Raw genomic sequence first — 15,801 nt, 5'->3', positions numbered from 1 at the left:
CCGCGGGGGACCTACGCTGGGACTGCCCGCAGGGTGCGGCCGAGCAGGACGGGAGCTGCGGTGTTCGACTCGATCGGCTGGGGCGAGATCGTCGTCCTCGCGCTGGCCGCGTTGTTCATCTTCGGTCCGGAGCGGCTGCCGGACCTGGCCAAGGACGCCGCGTCCGGGCTCAAGAAGCTGCGCGGCGCGCTGACCGGCGTCCGGGCGCAGGTGGACGAGTCGCTGGGCGACGACCTCGCCGGTCTGCGCGACCTCGACCTGCGCAAGTACCACCCGAAGACCTTCATCCGCGACCAGCTCTTCGCCGACGACGACGCCCCGCCCGTGCGCCGCGGCACCGCCACCGGCAACGGGTCCGGCGGGCTGGCGGGGGAGACCGCCGCGGCGACGGCGGCTCTCGCGGGCGCCGCCCCCAGCCGGCGGGCGCTCGCCGCGCGGAGCGCCGCCCCGCGGCCCCGCGACACCGGCACCCCACCGCCCTTCGACGTCGACGCGACGTAGCCGCACACCCGCTTTTGCGGTTCTCCTCGTGCTCCTGCGGTGCTGCAGCACCGCAAGAGAACGCGCAACACCGCGAAAGCGCACAGAGGCCGGCCTCCCTGACGGGAGACCGGCCTCTGGTGGTTCAGCTCAGTGCTTGACCGGGGTCAGGCCGAGGGACATGCCGGACAGGCCGCGCTGGCGGACGGCGAGGGAGTCGGCGATCTTCTCCAGTGCCTTGGCCGCGGGCGACTCCGGCTCGGCGAGCACGATCGGGGCGCCGTTGTCGCCGGCCTCGCGCAGCCGGGTGTCGAGCGGGATCTGGCCGAGCAGCGGCACGCGGGCGCCGAGGGTCTTGGTGAGCGCGTCCGAGACCGCCTCGCCACCACCGGAGCCGAAGACCTCCATGCGGGAGCCGTCGGGCATGTCCATCCACGACATGTTCTCCACGACGCCGACCACCTGCTGGTGGGTCTGCGTGGCGATCGCCCCGGCTCGCTCGGCCACCTCGGCGGCGGCGAGCTGCGGCGTCGTCACGACGAGGATCTCGGCGTTGGGCACCAGCTGGGCCACCGAGATCGCGACGTCACCGGTGCCCGGCGGGAGGTCCATGAGCAGGACGTCGAGGTCGCCCCACCACACGTCGGCGAGGAACTGCTGCAGCGCGCGGTGCAGCATCGGCCCACGCCAGACGACCGGGGTGTTGCCCGGGGTGAACATGCCGATCGAGATGACCTTCACGCCGTAGGACTGCGGCGGCATGATCATGTTGTCGACCTGGGTGGGCTTGTCGTCGACGCCGAGCATGCGGGGCACGGAGTGGCCGTAGATGTCGGCGTCCACCACGCCGACCGACAGCCCGCGCTTGGCCAGGGCGGCGGCCAGGTTCACCGTCACGCTGGACTTGCCGACGCCGCCCTTGCCGGAGGCGACGGCGTAGACGCGGGTCAGCGAGCCCGGCTGGGCGAAGGGGATGACCGGGTCGGCGGTGTCGCTGCCGCGCACCGTCTTGCGCAGCTCGGCGCGCTGCTCGTCGTTCATCACGTCGAGCTCGACCGACACCGAGGTGACACCGGCGACGGCACCGACGGCCTGGGTGACCCGGTTGGTGATCGTCTCGCGCATCGGGCAGCCCGCGACGGTCAGGTAGACCGCGACGTGGACGGCGCCGTCGGCACCGATCTGCACGTCCTTGAGCATGCCGAGCTCGGTGATGGGCCGGTTGATCTCCGGGTCCTGGACGGTGGCCAGGGCGGCGTTGATCGCGTCGAGCGCCGGCTGACCGGTCAGGGTGTCGGACATCGGGATGTGGGTCTCCTTCGACGGGGCGCCCGTTCCGGCCTCCGGCCTCGGCGCCACCTGCGCACACGGGTCTGCAGCCACTGTACGGCGGGCTGCGCGGCGGCCCCGCCGTCGCCGGGGTGATCTGCTGCTCAGCTGCTGACATGCTCGCGGGCATGAGCAGCGCCGAGAGCCCGACACCCGACGCCGAACGCATCGAGGTCAGCCGGTTCGTCCCGGCGCCCCCGCCCGAGGTCTTCGCCGTGCTGCGCGATCCCCAGGGGCACGTCGACATCGACGCCTCCGGGATGCTCATGGACGCCGAGGGGGAGCCGGTGTCGGCCGTCGGCGACCGCTTCCTGGTGCACATGGACCGCGAGGCGCTGGGTGACTTCCCGATGGGCCAGTACGACGTCGAGGTCGTGATCACCGCCTTCGAGCCCGACCGCGAGATCGCCTGGACCATCGAGGGCACGGTCAAGCCGCCGCTGCGGCACGTCTACGGCTACCGGCTCGAGGAGGTCGAGGGCGGCACCCGGGTGACGTCGTACTACGACTGGTCGGACCTGCGCGAGGACTACCGGGCGTTCCTGTCCTTCCCGATCGTCCCGGAGAGCGCCCTCAAGGGGACGCTGGGCATCCTCGACCGGACCGTGCGCCGGCGGCGCACCCGCTCCGCCTAGCCTCGGCGGACGTGCCCGACGCCGCCCGCACCGCCGTCCTCCGCGACGCCATCGGGCTGGGGGTGGCGGTCGGGCTCTACGGCGTCGCGTTCGGCGCGGCCGCCGCCGCGGCCGGACTCGACGCCTGGCAGGCGCTGGTGATGTCGCTGCTGATGTTCACCGGCGCCTCGCAGTTCGCGCTGGTCGGCGTGCTCGGCGCCGGGGGCAGCGCCCTGGCCGCGGCCGGCAGCGCGCTGCTGCTGGGCACCCGCAACACGGTCTACGGCGTCCGGCTGCTGCCGCTGCTGCGTCCGCGCGGCCTGGGCCGGGTCGGCACCGCCCACTGGGTCATCGACGAGACGACGGCGATGGCGGTGGCCGCGCCCGACCGCCGCCTGGCCCGCGTGGCCTTCCTCGCCACGGGCGCCAGCGTCTACCTGCTGTGGAACGCCACCACTGTCGTCGGGGCGCTGGGGTCGGCGGCGCTGGGGGACACCGCCCAGGCGGCGCTCGACGCCGTCGTCCCCGCGGCGTTCCTCGCCCTGCTGTGGCCACGGCTGCGCACGCCGTTCCCGGAGGCGGCCGTGCAGCGCCGGGTCGCGCTCGGCGGCGCCGTCGTCGCACTGGCGCTCACGCCGTTCGTGCCGGCGGGCGTGCAGGTGATCGCCGCCGTGGTGGCGGTCGCGCTGGCCGGCCGGCCGCGTCCGCGGGCGGGGGTGGCCGCATGAGCTCCGGGACGATGTGGACGCTCGTGCTCGGCGCCTCGCTGGGCTGCTACCTGCTCAAGCTGGCCGGGCTGTCGGTGCCGGCCCGGTGGGTGGAGCAGCCGTACGTGGCGCGGACGGTGGACTTCGTCCCCGCGGCCCTGCTCGCCGCGCTGGTCGCCGTCCAGGCGGTGGCCTCGGAACAGGAGCTGACGGTCGACGGCCGGCTGGCCGGGCTGGCCGTCGCCGCGCTGGCGCTGGCGCTACGGGCGCCGTTCATCGTGGTCCTCGTGCTCGCCGGCGCCACCGGGGCGCTGGTGCACGTGCTCGCCTAGAACAACCGGCTGTCGCGCTGCTCCAGGTCCAGCAGGAAGCGCTTGCGGGGCAGGCCGCCGCCGAAGCCGACCAGGCTGCCGTCGGCACCGACCACGCGGTGGCACGGGACGACGACGGCGACGGGGTTCCGTCCGCACGCCAGCCCCACCGCCTGCGCTCCGCCCGGTTCGCCGACCGCCCGCGCCACCTGGCCGTAGGTGTGGGTCTCGCCGTAGGGGATGCGCGCGAGCTCCGCCCACACCGCGAGCTCGAAGGTGCTGCCGACCAGGTGGTGCGCGAGATCGAAGTCCGCGCGGTCGCCGCGGAAGTACTCGCCCAGCTGGGCGGCCACCGGAGCGAGCGCCGCGTCGTCGCGCTGCCCGAGGTCGGCGTCGGCACCCGGTGGCTCGAGGTACAGCCGGACCAGGACGCCGTCGGTGGCGACGACGGTCAGCGGCCCGATCGGCGAGGGCACGGTCGCGTGCGCGCGCATGCCCGTCAGTCTGCCGTCCCGGACCGACAGGACCGGTGCGGCTACTTCGCGCCCTCGGCCTGCGCCCGGGCGGCCTCGCGCTCCTTCTTCTTGCGCTTCTTCTCCCGGTGCTCGCCGTCCTCCTCGAGGAGCCGGCCCAGCTCGCCGCGGATGAAGTCCCGCGTGGCCAGCTCGCCGACCGCCACGCGCAGCGCCGCCAGCTCCCGCGCGAGGTACTCGGTGTCGGCCCGGGTGCTCGCGGCGCGGGCGCGGTCCTCCTCGGCCTGCACCCGGTCGCGGTCGGCCTGCCGGTTCTGCGCCAGCAGGATCAGCGGCGCGGCGTAGGCGGCCTGGGTGGAGAAGGCCAGGTTGAGCAGGATGAACGGATAGGGGTCCCACCGCAGGTTGACGGCGGCCACGTTCAGCGTGATCCAGACGATGACGATGATCGTCTGGACGGCGAGGAAGCGCCCGGTCCCGAGGAACCGGGCGATGCCCTCGGCGAACCGCCCGACCGCGTCGGGGTCCAGCCGCAGGAAGTTGCTGAGCCCCCGCGTCGAGCCCCGCGGGACGTCGAGCCGACGCCCGGGGTCAGCCACGCCGGGCCCGCTCGCGCCAGTCCTCGGGCAGCAGGTGGTCCAGCACGTCGTCCACGCTCACGGCGCCGACGAGCCGGCCCTTGTCGTCGACGACCGGCGCGGCGACCAGGTTGTAGGTGGCGAAGTAGTGGGTGACCTCGGCGAGGGGGGCCGCCGGGCGGAGCGGCTCGAGGTCGTCGAGGACCCCGCTGACCAGGCTCGACGGTGGCTCGCGCAGCAGCCGCTGGATGTGCGCCAGCCCGAGGTAGCGGCCGGTGGGGGTGGCCGACGGGGGACGGCAGACGTAGACCTGGCTGGCCAGCGCCGGGGTGAGCTCCGGCGCGCGGACCCGGGCCAGTGCCTCGGCGATCGTCGCGTCGGGCGTGAGGATCACCGGCTCGCTGGTCATGATCCCGCCGGCGGTGTCCTCGGAGTACTGCAGCAGCTGGCGGACCGGCGCGGCCTCGTCGGGCTCCATGAGCTCCAGCAGCCGGTTGCGGTCGACGTTGGAGAGCTCGGCGAGCAGGTCGGCGGCGTCGTCGGGGTCCATCTCCTCGAGGACGTCGGCGGCTCGGGACTCGTCCAGGGTGCCGAGGATGACCACCTGCTCGGCCTCGGGCAGCTCGCCGAGGACGTCGGCCAGCCGCTCGTCGTCGAGGGCCTCGGCGACCTCGTGCCGCCGCTTGATCGGCAGGTCCTGCAGCGCGTGGGCCAGGTCGGCGGCGTTGAGCTCGCGGTAGGTGGCGATCAGCGTCTCGGTGCCCTGACCGGACTGGGGGAGGGCCAGCCCACCGACCTCGGCCCAGGCCAGCTGGTGCAGCTGCCCGCGGCGGCCGATCCGGCCCGGCTCCTGGACGGCGAGCCGGGTGACCTGCCAGTCACCGGTGCGGGTCTGCTCGATGCCGGCGTCGACGACGGAGGCCGGGCGGCCCGACTCGCTGATCGTCACGGTCCGGTCCAGCAGCTCGCCGAGCACCAGCGTCTCGCCGCGGCGCTGCTCGAACCGCTTGAGGTTGATCGTGCCCGAGGAGAGCACCACCGAGCCCGGGTCGATCGCGGTGACCCGGCCCATCGGCACGAAGATGCGCCGGCGCGCCACCACCTCGACGACCAGCCCCAGGACCCGGGGGGAGGCGGTGTCCACGCGCAGCGCGATGACGACGTCGCGCACCTTGCCGACCCGGTCGCCGTTGGGGTCGAAGACGGTCAGTCCGGCGAGCCGCGAGACGTAGGCCCGCGTCACCGTCGTCATGGGCGCTGAGGCTACCGTCGGGTGCCGTGGACGCCCCGGCAGCAGCTCTGGACTACGAGATCGTCGACGTGTTCGCGCCGCGACCGTTCGCCGGGAACCCCCTCGCCGTGGTCTTCGACGCCGACGACCTGACCACCGCCCAGTGCCAGGCGCTGGCGAACGAGTTCGCGCTCTCGGAGACCTCGTTCCTGATGGCCCCGCGGGAGGGCGGCGACTACCGGGTGCGGATCTTCACCCCGAACACCGAGCTGCCCTTCGCCGGGCACCCGAGCGTCGGGGCCGCGCACACCCTCGTGCGCACCGGCCGGCTCCGGGCCGGCACGGTGCGCCAGGAGTGCGGCGCCGGCGTCCTCGACGTGGTGGTGGACGACGGCGGCGCCCGGCTCTCCGGTGGCCGACCGACCCTCGAGGAGGGGCCCGACCCGGCCGACCTCGCCGAGGCCCTCGGTCTGACGCCCGCCGACCTGGTCGGGCAGCCCGCCGACGTCGCCGGTTGCGGGCTCCCCTTCACCTACCTGCACGTGCACCCCGACGCCGTCGACCGGGCGGTGCCCGATCCGGCGGCCCTGGAGCGGGTGGGCGGGGGCGGGGTCTCCGTCTTCTCCTGGGACCACACGACCGCGACCGCCCGGGCTCGGGTCTTCGCCGGCGGCCTCGGGTTCGGGGAGGACCCGGCCACGGGCTCCGCGGCGCTGGGCACCGGCGTGTGGCTGGTCGCCGCGGGGCTGCTCCGCGGCGAGGGCGTGAGCGACTACGTCGTCTCCCAGGGCGAGCTCATGGGCCGGCCCTCGGTGCTCACCTGCACCGTGACGGCCACCGCCGGGGCGGCCCTCGCCGCCACGGTCGCCGGGGCGGTCGTGCCGGTCGCCTCGGGCCGCATCCGCGTGCCGTGAGCGCGGGCACCGCGTGGGCGGTCCACCGGCCGGGACCGCGCGAGCTCGGCGTCCTCTCCCTCGCCGTCGTCGGCATCAGCCTGTCCGCGCCGCTGACGACGCTGCTCACCGCACCGATGCTGGCGCTGGCCTTCTGGCGCAACGCCGCCGGCGCGGGCGTGCTGCTGCCGGTCCTCGCCGTGCGGGAGCGGGCCACGCTGGAGGGGCTGCGGCTGCGGGACCTCGGCAGCTCCGTCGTCGCCGGGCTCTTCCTCGCCGCCCACTTCGCCTCGTGGCTGCCCAGCCTGTCGATGACGACGGTCGCCGCGTCCACCGCGCTGGTGACCACCACCCCGATCTGGACGGCGCTCGCGGCCCGGGCCGTCGGGGTCCGGCTGCCCGCAGCCGTCTGGGCCGGGCTGTGGCTGGCCGTCCTCGGGGTGGCGCTCATCGCCGGCGTGGACGTCACGGTGAGCACCCGGGCGCTGGCCGGTGACGCGCTGGCGCTGCTCGGCGCGATCTGCGCCGGCGGCTACGTGCTCGCCGGGGCCCGCGCGCGTGCCCGGTTGTCGACGTCGGCCTACGCGGTCGTCTGCTACGGGGTGTGCGCGGTCGTGATCGCCGGAGCCGCGCTCATCACCGGCACCCCGCTGGGCGGCTTCTCGGCCCGCGACTGGTGGCTGATCGCGGCCATCACCTTCTGCGCGCAGCTGCTCGGGCACACGCTGCTGAACCAGGTGCTGGCCTCGGTCGGCCCGACGATGGTCAGCCTCGTCGTGCTGCTGGAGGTGCCGGGTGCGCTGCTGTTCGCGCTGGTGCTGCTCGGTCAGCTGCCGCCGGTGCTGGCGCTGCCGGGCGTGCTGCTCGTCGTCGCCGGGGTGGGTCTCGTGGTCCGCGCCAGCCGGCCGGTCACGCTCGTGGAACCGGCCACATAGCCCGACCTGGGACGGCGGAGTGATCACGCCGTCATTACCCTCCGGTAGCTGAGGGGCGGCGAGGGCGCCGCCGAACCCACCGCTGGAGGCACCGTGGCCGAGCTCCGTTCCCGTCGTTCCAACCTGGCCGTCCCGGGCAGCAACCCGCGCTTCCTGGAGAAGGCGAAGGGGCTGAACGCCGACCAGGTCTTCCTGGACCTGGAGGACGCCTGCGCGCCGCTGGCCAAGCCCGGTGCCCGCAAGAACATCGTCGCGGCGCTCAACGAGGGCGGCTGGGGCGACAAGATCCGCACCGTCCGCGTGAACGACTGGACGACGGAGTGGACGTTCCAGGACGTCCTCGAGGTGGTCGGCGGGGCCGGCGCGAACCTCGACTGCATCATGCTGCCGAAGGTCCAGGACGCCGCTCAGGTCAAGGCGCTGGACATGCTGCTCACCCAGATCGAGAAGGCCAACGGCCTGGAGGTCGGCCGGATCGGCATCGAGGCGCAGATCGAGACCGCGCAGGGCCTGATCAACGTCAACGACATCGCCTTCGCCAGCGACCGCATCGAGACGATCATCTTCGGCCCGGCCGACTTCATGGCCAGCATCAACATGAAGTCGCTGGTGGTCGGCGCCCTGCACCCGGACTACCCGGGCGACCCGTTCCACTACATCCTCATGCAGATCCTCATGGCCGCCCGCGCCCGCGGCGTGCAGGCCATCGACGGGCCCTTCCTGCAGGTGCGCGACGTGCCCGCGTTCGAGGAGGTCGCCAAGCGCTCGGCGGTGCTGGGCTTCGACGGCAAGTGGGTGCTGCACCCGGGCCAGGTCGACGCGGCGAACGAGATCTACTCGCCGTCCCAGGAGGACTACGACCACGCCGAGCTGATCCTCGACGCCTACGACTGGGCGACCTCGGAGGCCGGCGGCAAGAAGGGCTCGGCGATGCTGGGCGACGAGATGATCGACGAGGCCAGCCGCAAGATGGCCCTGGTCATCGCCGGCAAGGGCCGCGCGGCGGGGATGTCGCGCACGTCGTCCTTCACGCCCCCCGAGGACTGACCCTCCCCGCCTTCCCTCGACGAGATCTGCACACTCGTCGCCATCAGCCGCTGATGGTGACGAGAGTGCAGATCTCGTCGCGTCTTCAGGGGCTGACGGACAGAGACGTGGCGGCGACGACGAAGAAGAGGATGCCGATCACGAACAGGCCCACCGAGATGCCGCCGACGATCACCCCGGCCAGCGCCATCCCGTCGCCCTGCTCGCCGGTCTCGCGGATCTGCCGCCGGGCGATCAGCCCCAGGACGAGGCTGGCCGGTGAGAACACGAAGATGAAGACCAGCGCGAGGATCGCCATCGTGTTCGTCGGCCGCGCGTAGCCGTAGCCCGGCGGGTAGCCCGGTCCGTAGCCCGGGGGCGGGCCGTAAGCGGGCGGGCCGTAAGCGGGCGGGCCGTAGGCCGGCGGCGGTCCGTAGCCCGGGGCGCCGTACGCCGCCGGCTGGCCGTACGGCTGTCCGGACCCGGCCGGCGGTGGGTCGCCGCGGTAGAAGTCGCCGTCGCTGCTCACGTGGTCCTCCCGATCACTGGCCGACCGCGGCGCCGGGCAGAGCGCGCAGTCGCTGGGCGATGCCCTGGGCCGCTTGCGCGCCCGCCGCAGGATCCTCCGCGATGAGCACCGACACCACCGCGCCACGCCCCTGGGCGATCACGTCCTGGGTGGCGCCGTCGGCCAGCTGGTAGCGCGCCACGACGACGTCCTCCGCCAGTCCCTCGATCCCGGGCGGCTCCAGGAACGTCCGGTCGTCGGCGGGGCAGGCCGACAGCGCGTCGCGCAGCTCGGTGAGCGCGAGGGCCCCCGCCTCGGCCGAGTCGTAGGCGATCGCCTCGGAGGCGACGCTCGGCGCGCCCTGCGGGTCCAGCCCGACGACCGGGAACTTGATGGTGCGCTGCTCCTCGGAGGCGAAGCTGATCCCGCAGATGCCCTCGAGGCTGGGGTTGCCGGACAGGTCGCTGTTCTCCGGCACCGGGTTGGCCTGCACCGACCAGCCCGGCGGCAGGTCGGTGGCCCGGAGGGCGACGGCGAAGGCGGCGGACTGGGCGTCCGGGACGGTCGCCGGGTCGATCTCCGCGCCGGCGGACTCGGCGGCTTGCGCGGGGGCGGGCGCACCGGTCGGGGCGCCGGTGCTGCCCGAGGCGGCGTCGTCGTCCCCGGCGCAGCCGGCCAGCAGCAGGGCGGCGGCGACCAGGACGGGCAGGCGCCGGCGGAGGGACATCGGCCCCGACGCTAGCCCTCCCGGGGACCCGATCGCCCGAGGTGACCGGTGCCACGGAGAGGGATGGGCCGCCGTCCCGCATACTCGCCGGTAACAAAAGGACACCGGAGTCCCCCCGGAGGAGCGCAACCGATGGCCCGTCTCGCCCAGACCGCCGACCTGACCGACGTCCAGCAGGAGATCCTGTCGACGATCCGCAGCTTCGTGGACAAGGAGATCATCCCGGCCGCGCAGGAGCTGGAGCACTCCGACACCTATCCGCAGGAGATCGTCGACGGGCTCAAGGAGCTCGGGATCTTCGGGCTGATGATCCCCGAGGAGTACGGCGGCCTCGGCGAGAGCCTGCTGACCTACGTGCTGGCGGTCGAGGAGATCGCCCGCGGCTGGATGAGCGTCTCCGGCGTCATCAACACCCACTTCATCGTCGCCTACCTGCTCCGCCAGCACGGCACGCAGGCGCAGAAGGAGCGGCTGCTGCCGCTCATGGCCACCGGTGAGGTGACCGGCGCCTTCTCGATGTCGGAGCCCGGACTGGGGTCCGACGTCGCGGCGATCCGCACCAAGGCCGTGCGTGACGGCGACGACTACGTGATCGACGGCCAGAAGATGTGGCTGACCAACGGCGGCTCCTCCTCGCTGGTGGCCACGCTGGTCCGCACCGACGAGGGCGCGGAGAGCGCGCACCAGAACCTGACGACGTTCCTGGTCGAGAAGCCCCGCGGCTTCGGCGAGGTCGCTCCCGGGCTCACCATCCCGGGCAAGATCGAGAAGATGGGCTACAAGGGCGTCGACACCACCGAGCTGGTGTTCGACGGCTACCGGATCGGCGCGGACGCGATCCTCGGCGGGGTGCCCGGCAAGGGCTTCGCGCAGATGATGGACGGCGTCGAGGTCGGCCGGGTCAACGTGGCCGCCCGCGGCTGCGGCATCGCGATCCGGGCCTTCGAGCTGGGCATCCAGTACGCCCAGCAGCGGGAGACCTTCGGCAAGCCGATCGCCCAGCACCAGGCGATCGCGTTCAAGCTCGCCGAGATGGCCACCAAGGTCGAGGCCGCGCACCAGATGATGGTCCGGGCGGCGCGGCTCAAGGACGCCGGCCAGCGCAACGACGTCGAGGCCGGCATGGCCAAGATGCTGGCCAGCGAGTACGCCGCCGAGGTGACCCAGGAGTCGTTCCGCATCCACGGCGGCTACGGCTACTCCAAGGAGTACGAGATCGAGCGGCTCATGCGCGAGGCGCCGTTCCTGCTCATCGGCGAGGGCACCAGCGAGATCCAGAAGACGATCATCAGCCGCAGCCTGCTGAAGACCTACGCGCTCAAGCGCTGAGGCCCTGTACGCCAGAGGCCCAGAACCGGACCGGTTCTGGGCCTCTCGCGTTCAGCGGGCGGGACGGCGCTCGTAGTTGGCGCGGGCCCAGAGGTAGCCGACCACGCTGAACGCCAGGCACCAGGCGACCGCCACGACACCGCTGCTGCCGATCGCGGTGCCGGTGAGCAGACCGCGCAGCGTCTCGATGACGGGCGTGAACGGCTGGTGCTCGGCGAACCAGCGCAGCCCGGCCGGCATCGACTCGGTCGGCACGAACCCGCTGCCGAAGAACGGAAGCAGGAGCAGCGGCATCGGCGCGTTGCTGGCGGCCTCGACGGTCTTCGTGGCCAGGCCCATGGCGGTCGACAGCGACGACAGGGCGAGGCTGACCAGGGCGAGGAGCCCGATCGCGGCCAGCCACTCGCCCGGCCCGGCGTCGGGGCGGAAGCCGACGAGCAGCGCCGCACCGAGCACCAGTGCCAGGCCCACCATCGTCTGGACGACGGCACCCCCCACGTGCCCGGCGAGGACGGCGGCGCGAGCGATCGACATGGTCCGGAAGCGGGCGATGATGCCCTGGGTCATGTCCATGGCGACGGAGATCGCGGTGCCCTGGGCGGCGGCCGCGACGGCCAGCACCAGCAGGCCGGGGGCCAGGTACTCGACGTACTCCGCCCGGCCGCCCTCGGGTCCGCCGAGGCCGGCGCCCAGGGTGCCGCCGAAGACGTAGACGAACAGCAGCAGGAAGACGATCGGCATCCCGGCGACGATCAGGGTCAGCGACGGGTAGCGGAGCGCGTGCCGGAGGTTGCGCCGCAGCATCGTCGAGGAGTCGGTGATCGTGTGGCTCGGCGTGGTCACGGGGTGCTCACCTCTGCGTCGGGAGAACGGCCGGTCAGGGCCAGGAAGACGTCGTCCAGGTCGGGCTGGTGCACGGTGAGGTCGGCGACGTCGACCGCCGCGTCGTCCAGGACGGCGAGCAGGTTGCGCAGCGCGCGGGCGCTGCCGTCGCTGGGCACGTCGAGGGCGAGCGCCTCGACGTCCACGGAGGCCGTCCGGAGGAGCCGGGCCGCCTCGTCGAGTGCCGGCCGGTCGGCGAACTGGAGCCGCAGCGACCCGCCGGGGATCTGCCGCTTGAGCTCGGCGGCGGTGCCCTCGGCGACCAGCCGGCCGCCGTCGAGGACGCCGATCCGGTCGGCGAGCTGGTCGGCCTCCTCGAGGTACTGCGTCGTCAGCAGGACCGTGACGCCGCCGGCGACCAGGCCGCGGACGACGTCCCAGACCGCCCGCCGGCTGCGCGGGTCGAGGCCGGTGGTGGGCTCGTCGAGGAAGACGATCCGCGGATCGCCCATCAGGCCCATCGCCAGGTCCAGCTTGCGGCGCATGCCACCGGAGTAGGTGGACGGGGGAGTCGCGGCGGCCTCCACCAGGTCGAAGCGCTCGAGGAGGTCCGCGGCGCGGGCGCGGCCGGTGCGCCGGTCCAGGTGCAGCAGGTCGGCCACGAGGCGGAGGTTCTCGGCGCCGGTGAGCAGGTCGTCGACGGCGGTGGACTGGCCGGTGACGGCGATCGCGGCGCGCACGGACCGCGGGTCGCCGACGACGTCGTGCCCGGCCACCCGGACCTCACCGGCGTCGGGCGGGGTGAGCGTCGACAGGACGTCCACGGTGGTGGTCTTGCCGGAGCCGTTGGGGCCGAGCAGGGCGAAGACGGAGCCCGCGGCGACGGTGAGGTCGAGGCCGTCGAGGACGACCTGGTCGCCGAAGGACCTGCGCAGCCCGGTGACGGAGATGGCGGTGGTCATCGGTCAGGCCCGCCGGATGAGGATGTCGCCGTAGGACGTGCGGGCGTGGATCTCGACGGTCTCGCCGGCGCCCTCGGGGCCCGCGGTCTCGGTGAGCGTGTTCCGGATGCGGCCCGAGCCCGAGGACACGTCCAGCCAGGCCGCCGTCCCCTCGCGGACGCCGGCCTCGACCTCGCCGTAGGCGGTCTCGAGGACCAGGGACCCGCGGACGGCCTCGCCCACGCGGACCTGGCCGTACTTCGTGCTGCCGGTGAGCGAGTCCAGCGCCCGGTCGACGGTGACGTCGCCGTAGCCGGTGCCGAGCCGGGCGGGGCCGGCGACTTCGCCGACGCGGACGTTGCCGTAGGCGGTGGTCACGTCGGTCTCGCCGTCGACCGCGGCGGCGGAGACGTTGCCGCTGGAGGTGCGGGCTCGCAGGCTGCCCACCCGGTCCAGTCGCAGGTCGCCGTGCTTGCTCTCCAGGTCCACCGCACCCAGCCGGCCGGTGCAGGTGATCTCCCCGGCCGTGGTGCGGACCTCGAGGGCGGACCCGGTGGGCACCACGACGTCGACCTCGATCTCCGGGCCGGAGCCGAAGAAGAGCAGCCGCGGCCGGCTGGTCGAGCGCACCAGCAGCTCACCGGCGTCGAAGGTGACGCGGGTCTGCTCGGCCGCGGTGACGTCGGCGGAGCTGTTCGCGTTACGGGGACGGACGGTGACGACCGTGTCGTGCCCGTCGTCGGCACGGACGTGGACGGTGCCGGAGACGACCTCGATGCGGGCCGCGATCGGTCCGGGGGTGTCGAACGTGGGCATGGCTGCGCCTTCCTCAGGGCAGGGGGGATCGCCCCCGGACCGGTCGGCCGGGGGAGAGGTGCGGGGTGCGGGTGCGGGCTAGCGGGCCCAGCCGCTGTACTGGGTGCCGCCGGACCACCGGCTGCGACGGGAATCGGACGACGGGGCGGGACCGGGCTCCATCGCGGTGGCGACGGCCCGGACGAGCCAGGTGTTGACCGAGACGCCGAGGCGGGCCGCTGCCTCGTCGACCCGGCTCTTGAGCTGCTCGGGCAGCCGCAGGGTGATGCGGAGGGTGCCGCCCTCGTCGGGGTCCGGGACGGAGGGGGGCTCGGGGGACGGTGCGTCGGCGGCAGGGGCCGGCTCGGTCGGGGGAGCGGTGACGGCGAAGCCGAGGTCGCTGCCGCGGAGCCGGACGTCGACCGTCCCGGGGGCGAGCTCGGCGGTGATCTCCTCGGCCGCCTGGGAGAGCGCGCTGAGCAGCGCCAGGCGGACCGAGGACTCCAGCGGGGCGGTGAGCCGCTCCGCCAGTGCACGTGCCTCGTCCCCGCCGGCGTCGGCGGCGGCCAGGAGGTCGCGGCGGAGCTGGTCGACGAAGGGGCTGAGGTCCATGACGCCACTGTGACACCACAGTGGTGTCACGTCAAGCAGGAGTGACGCCACGGTGGTGTCAGGAAGACGGGGGAGGTCGCCGGGGGTTGGCTTCCGACATGCGCGCAGTGGGAGTGACCGAGTTCGGCGGGCCCGAGGCCCTGCACGTCGTCGACGTCCCGGCGGAGCCGCTGGGGGCGGGACAGGTGCGGATCCGGGTGGCGGCCGCGACGGTCAACCCGACCGACACCGGTCTGCGCGCGGGGCTGTACGCACGGGGCGAGGACCGTGCCGACCCGCCGAAGGTCCCCGGCATGGACGCCGCCGGCACCGTCGCCGAGATCGGCCCGGACGTCGACGGCGACCTGGCCGTCGGGGACCTGGTCATGGCCGTCGTCGTGCCGACGGGCTCGCACGGCGCCTACCGCGAGGACCTCGTCGTGCCGGCCGCCTCGGTGGTCCGGGTGCCGGCCGGCACGGACGCCCTCGCCGCCTCCACGCTGCCGATGAACGGGCTCACCGCCCGGCTGGCCCTCGACCGGCTGGCCCTGCGGCCGGGGCAGGTGCTCGCCGTGTCCGGTGCCGCCGGCGCCCTGGGCGGCTACGTGGTGCAGCTGGCGAAGGCCGAGGGGCTCACCGTGGTCGCCGACGCGGCGGAGGCCGACGAGGAGCTGGTCCGCAGCTTCGGCGCCGACGTCGTCGTCCGCCGGGGCGAGGGCGTGGCCGGCCGGATCCGGGAGGCGTTCCCCGACGGGGTGGACGGCGCGGTCGACACGGCCCTGCTGCACGAGCAGCTCACCCCCGCCGTGCGCGACGGCGGCGGGTTCGCCACGGTCCGCGGCTGGGCCGGCGACGGCGACCGGCTGACCTTCTCGCCGGTGTTCGTCCGCGAGTACGCGCAGAACCGGGATGCCCTGGATCGGCTGCGGCAGCAGGCGGAGGACGGCGTCCTGACGCTGCGCGTGGCGCAGACGTTCCCCGCCGAGCAGGCCGCCGAGGCGCACCGCCGGCTCGAGGCCGGGGGCACCCGCGGGCGGCTGGTGCTGACCTTCTGAGCGGTCAGCCGCGGCGGGCGACCACCGGCAGGTAGACGGCCAGGCCCATGATCAGCATGGCCAGCGGCACGTGCACGACCACCGTGCCGCGGCTGTCCTCGGCGGCCGTGCCCAGGCCGAACTCCACCACGAGGAGGACGAACAGCAGGGCCGTGGCGATCACCACCGGCCGGTGGTGCCGCATCCACACGAGTGCGGCGACGAGCGCCAGCAGCGCGAGCACCAGGGTGGCCTCGGCGCCGTACTGGTGCACGTCCACCCACGTGCCCGGGTCGTCGGTGCCGCCGAGGAACAGCCCGGCCCACAGCCCCTGGAGCAGCACCCCGAGAGTGGTCAGGCCGACCAGCGCGCTGAACGCGGGGTGCGGGCGGACGGCGGGAGTGGCGGGCTGCGGGGTGCTCATGGCTCCTCGTTCGACGACGGCTGCGGGCGCCGTCAGTCTGGCCCAGCGAGGGT

At 74.0% G+C, this 15,801-nt stretch carries 20 protein-coding genes; 9 read left to right on the top strand and 11 right to left on the bottom strand.

Annotated elements, in window-relative coordinates:
• The first annotated feature begins 60 nt into the window (after nt 1–60).
• Nucleotides 61–501, top strand: coding sequence for a twin-arginine translocase TatA/TatE family subunit (locus tag N555_RS0111475; RefSeq protein WP_029431629.1), 441 nt, complete (start codon nt 61–63; stop codon nt 499–501).
• Between the two features lie 129 nt (nt 502–630).
• Here N555_RS0111475 and N555_RS0111470 read toward each other — a convergent pair whose 3' ends face one another.
• Nucleotides 631–1,782: an Mrp/NBP35 family ATP-binding protein gene (locus tag N555_RS0111470; RefSeq protein ID WP_051683965.1), complete on the bottom strand. Its 1,152-nt coding sequence runs from the start codon at nt 1,780–1,782 to the stop codon at nt 631–633.
• 155 nt (nt 1,783–1,937) lie between these two features.
• Here N555_RS0111470 and N555_RS0111465 point away from each other — a divergent pair, with 155 nt between their 5' ends.
• Genes N555_RS0111465 through N555_RS0111455 form a run of 3 tightly spaced genes read left to right on the top strand, consistent with a single transcriptional unit; the run spans nt 1,938 to nt 3,462 of the window.
• A complete protein-coding gene (locus tag N555_RS0111465; protein ID WP_029431627.1) occupies nt 1,938–2,444 on the top strand; it encodes an SRPBCC family protein in 507 nt (168 codons plus the stop codon).
• Between the two features lie 11 nt (nt 2,445–2,455).
• A complete protein-coding gene (locus tag N555_RS0111460) occupies nt 2,456–3,151 on the top strand; it encodes an AzlC family ABC transporter permease (protein WP_029431626.1) in 696 nt (231 codons plus the stop codon).
• Nucleotides 3,148–3,462 carry an AzlD domain-containing protein gene (locus N555_RS0111455; protein WP_029431625.1) on the top strand — a complete coding sequence of 105 codons (315 nt, stop codon included), beginning with the start codon at nt 3,148–3,150 and terminating at the stop codon, nt 3,460–3,462. Before N555_RS0111460 ends, N555_RS0111455 begins: the two co-directional genes overlap by 4 nt.
• Here the strand turns inward: N555_RS0111455 and N555_RS0111450 are convergent.
• From N555_RS0111450 to N555_RS0111440, 3 genes are read right to left on the bottom strand one after another with little or no spacing between them, the layout of a single operon-like run.
• Nucleotides 3,459–3,935: a methylated-DNA--[protein]-cysteine S-methyltransferase gene (locus N555_RS0111450; protein WP_029431624.1), complete on the bottom strand. Its 477-nt coding sequence runs from the start codon at nt 3,933–3,935 to the stop codon at nt 3,459–3,461. The two genes, N555_RS0111455 and N555_RS0111450, sit on opposite strands and share 4 nt — an antisense overlap.
• A gap of 41 nt (nt 3,936–3,976) precedes the next feature.
• The gene (locus tag N555_RS0111445) at nt 3,977–4,513 is read right to left on the bottom strand and encodes a DUF1003 domain-containing protein (RefSeq protein ID WP_029431623.1); all 537 of its coding nucleotides are present in this window, start codon (nt 4,511–4,513) and stop codon (nt 3,977–3,979) included.
• Nucleotides 4,506–5,744 (bottom strand): magnesium transporter MgtE N-terminal domain-containing protein, encoded by a 1,239-nt coding sequence (locus N555_RS0111440; RefSeq protein WP_029431622.1) that lies wholly within the window; start codon nt 5,742–5,744, stop codon nt 4,506–4,508. Before N555_RS0111440 ends, N555_RS0111445 begins: the two co-directional genes overlap by 8 nt.
• A gap of 26 nt (nt 5,745–5,770) precedes the next feature.
• Between N555_RS0111440 and N555_RS0111435 the strand changes: the two genes are divergently transcribed.
• The 3 genes from N555_RS0111435 to N555_RS0111425 all read left to right on the top strand — a co-directional run bounded on the left by N555_RS0111435 (nt 5,771) and on the right by N555_RS0111425 (nt 8,598).
• Complete coding sequence (locus N555_RS0111435; protein ID WP_029431621.1) at nt 5,771–6,637, top strand: PhzF family phenazine biosynthesis protein; 867 nt, start codon at nt 5,771–5,773, stop codon at nt 6,635–6,637.
• The gene (locus N555_RS0111430; protein WP_051683964.1) at nt 6,634–7,551 is read left to right on the top strand and encodes a DMT family transporter; all 918 of its coding nucleotides are present in this window, start codon (nt 6,634–6,636) and stop codon (nt 7,549–7,551) included. The genes N555_RS0111435 and N555_RS0111430 overlap by 4 nt, the downstream gene beginning before the upstream one ends.
• A 93-nt stretch (nt 7,552–7,644) precedes the next feature.
• Nucleotides 7,645–8,598, top strand: coding sequence for an HpcH/HpaI aldolase/citrate lyase family protein (locus N555_RS0111425; RefSeq protein ID WP_029431619.1), 954 nt, complete (start codon nt 7,645–7,647; stop codon nt 8,596–8,598).
• An 85-nt stretch (nt 8,599–8,683) separates the two neighbouring features.
• On the opposite strand, the gene N555_RS0111420 is transcribed toward N555_RS0111425, so the two are convergent.
• Together N555_RS0111420 and N555_RS0111415 are read right to left on the bottom strand one after the other, a co-directional pair.
• Nucleotides 8,684–9,106 (bottom strand): DUF4190 domain-containing protein, encoded by a 423-nt coding sequence (locus N555_RS0111420; protein ID WP_029431618.1) that lies wholly within the window; start codon nt 9,104–9,106, stop codon nt 8,684–8,686.
• 13 nt (nt 9,107–9,119) lie between these two features.
• On the bottom strand, nt 9,120–9,812 hold the full coding sequence (locus N555_RS0111415; RefSeq protein WP_029431617.1) for a hypothetical protein: 693 nt from the start codon (nt 9,810–9,812) through the stop codon (nt 9,120–9,122).
• A 132-nt stretch (nt 9,813–9,944) separates the two neighbouring features.
• Between N555_RS0111415 and N555_RS0111410 the strand changes: the two genes are divergently transcribed.
• Nucleotides 9,945–11,141, top strand: a complete 1,197-nt coding sequence (locus N555_RS0111410; RefSeq protein ID WP_029431616.1) for an acyl-CoA dehydrogenase family protein — start codon at nt 9,945–9,947, stop codon at nt 11,139–11,141.
• Between the two features lie 51 nt (nt 11,142–11,192).
• Here the strand turns inward: N555_RS0111410 and N555_RS0111405 are convergent, their stop codons facing one another.
• The 4 genes from N555_RS0111405 to N555_RS0111390 all read right to left on the bottom strand — a co-directional run bounded on the left by N555_RS0111405 (nt 11,193) and on the right by N555_RS0111390 (nt 14,311).
• Complete coding sequence (locus tag N555_RS0111405) at nt 11,193–11,984, bottom strand: ABC transporter permease (RefSeq protein WP_029431615.1); 792 nt, start codon at nt 11,982–11,984, stop codon at nt 11,193–11,195.
• A complete protein-coding gene (locus N555_RS0111400) occupies nt 11,981–12,925 on the bottom strand; it encodes a daunorubicin resistance protein DrrA family ABC transporter ATP-binding protein (RefSeq protein WP_029431614.1) in 945 nt (314 codons plus the stop codon). Before N555_RS0111400 ends, N555_RS0111405 begins: the two co-directional genes overlap by 4 nt.
• A gap of 3 nt (nt 12,926–12,928) precedes the next feature.
• Nucleotides 12,929–13,720, bottom strand: a complete 792-nt coding sequence (locus tag N555_RS0111395; RefSeq protein ID WP_029431613.1) for a DUF4097 family beta strand repeat-containing protein — start codon at nt 13,718–13,720, stop codon at nt 12,929–12,931.
• Between the two features lie 78 nt (nt 13,721–13,798).
• Nucleotides 13,799–14,311, bottom strand: a complete 513-nt coding sequence (locus N555_RS0111390) for a toxin-antitoxin system HicB family antitoxin (RefSeq protein ID WP_029431612.1) — start codon at nt 14,309–14,311, stop codon at nt 13,799–13,801.
• Nucleotides 14,312–14,409: 98 nt separating this feature from the next.
• Between N555_RS0111390 and N555_RS0111385 the strand changes: the two genes are divergently transcribed.
• Nucleotides 14,410–15,345 (top strand): quinone oxidoreductase family protein, encoded by a 936-nt coding sequence (locus N555_RS0111385; RefSeq protein WP_029431611.1) that lies wholly within the window; start codon nt 14,410–14,412, stop codon nt 15,343–15,345.
• A gap of 4 nt (nt 15,346–15,349) precedes the next feature.
• Here the strand turns inward: N555_RS0111385 and N555_RS0111380 are convergent, their stop codons facing one another.
• Complete coding sequence (locus N555_RS0111380; protein ID WP_029431610.1) at nt 15,350–15,748, bottom strand: hypothetical protein; 399 nt, start codon at nt 15,746–15,748, stop codon at nt 15,350–15,352.
• Between the last annotated feature and the right edge of the window lie 53 nt (nt 15,749–15,801).

The organism is Blastococcus sp. URHD0036 (genome assembly GCF_000701365.1).
In the GTDB taxonomy this organism is placed as follows: domain Bacteria; phylum Actinomycetota; class Actinomycetes; order Mycobacteriales; family Geodermatophilaceae; genus Trujillonella.
This window is presented reverse-complemented; position numbering and strand designations above follow the sequence as displayed.

Bases quoted from the DNA above. Each gene is read 5' to 3' on its own strand.
- N555_RS0111470 (WP_051683965.1), bottom strand. From the start codon at position 1,782: ATGTCCGACACCCTGACCGGTCAGCCGGCGCTCGACGCGATCAACGCC.
- N555_RS0111465 (WP_029431627.1), top strand. From the start codon at position 1,938: ATGAGCAGCGCCGAGAGCCCGACACCCGACGCCGAACGCATCGAGGTC.
- N555_RS0111455 (WP_029431625.1), top strand. From the start codon at position 3,148: ATGAGCTCCGGGACGATGTGGACGCTCGTGCTCGGCGCCTCGCTGGGC.
- N555_RS0111450 (WP_029431624.1), bottom strand. From the start codon at position 3,935: ATGCGCGCGCACGCGACCGTGCCCTCGCCGATCGGGCCGCTGACCGTC.
- N555_RS0111440 (WP_029431622.1), bottom strand. From the start codon at position 5,744: ATGACGACGGTGACGCGGGCCTACGTCTCGCGGCTCGCCGGACTGACC.
- N555_RS0111415 (WP_029431617.1), bottom strand. From the start codon at position 9,812: ATGTCCCTCCGCCGGCGCCTGCCCGTCCTGGTCGCCGCCGCCCTGCTG.
- N555_RS0111410 (WP_029431616.1), top strand. From the start codon at position 9,945: ATGGCCCGTCTCGCCCAGACCGCCGACCTGACCGACGTCCAGCAGGAG.
- N555_RS0111400 (WP_029431614.1), bottom strand. From the start codon at position 12,925: ATGACCACCGCCATCTCCGTCACCGGGCTGCGCAGGTCCTTCGGCGAC.
- N555_RS0111395 (WP_029431613.1), bottom strand. From the start codon at position 13,720: ATGCCCACGTTCGACACCCCCGGACCGATCGCGGCCCGCATCGAGGTC.
- N555_RS0111390 (WP_029431612.1), bottom strand. From the start codon at position 14,311: ATGGACCTCAGCCCCTTCGTCGACCAGCTCCGCCGCGACCTCCTGGCC.
- N555_RS0111385 (WP_029431611.1), top strand. From the start codon at position 14,410: ATGCGCGCAGTGGGAGTGACCGAGTTCGGCGGGCCCGAGGCCCTGCAC.
- N555_RS0111380 (WP_029431610.1), bottom strand. From the start codon at position 15,748: ATGAGCACCCCGCAGCCCGCCACTCCCGCCGTCCGCCCGCACCCCGCG.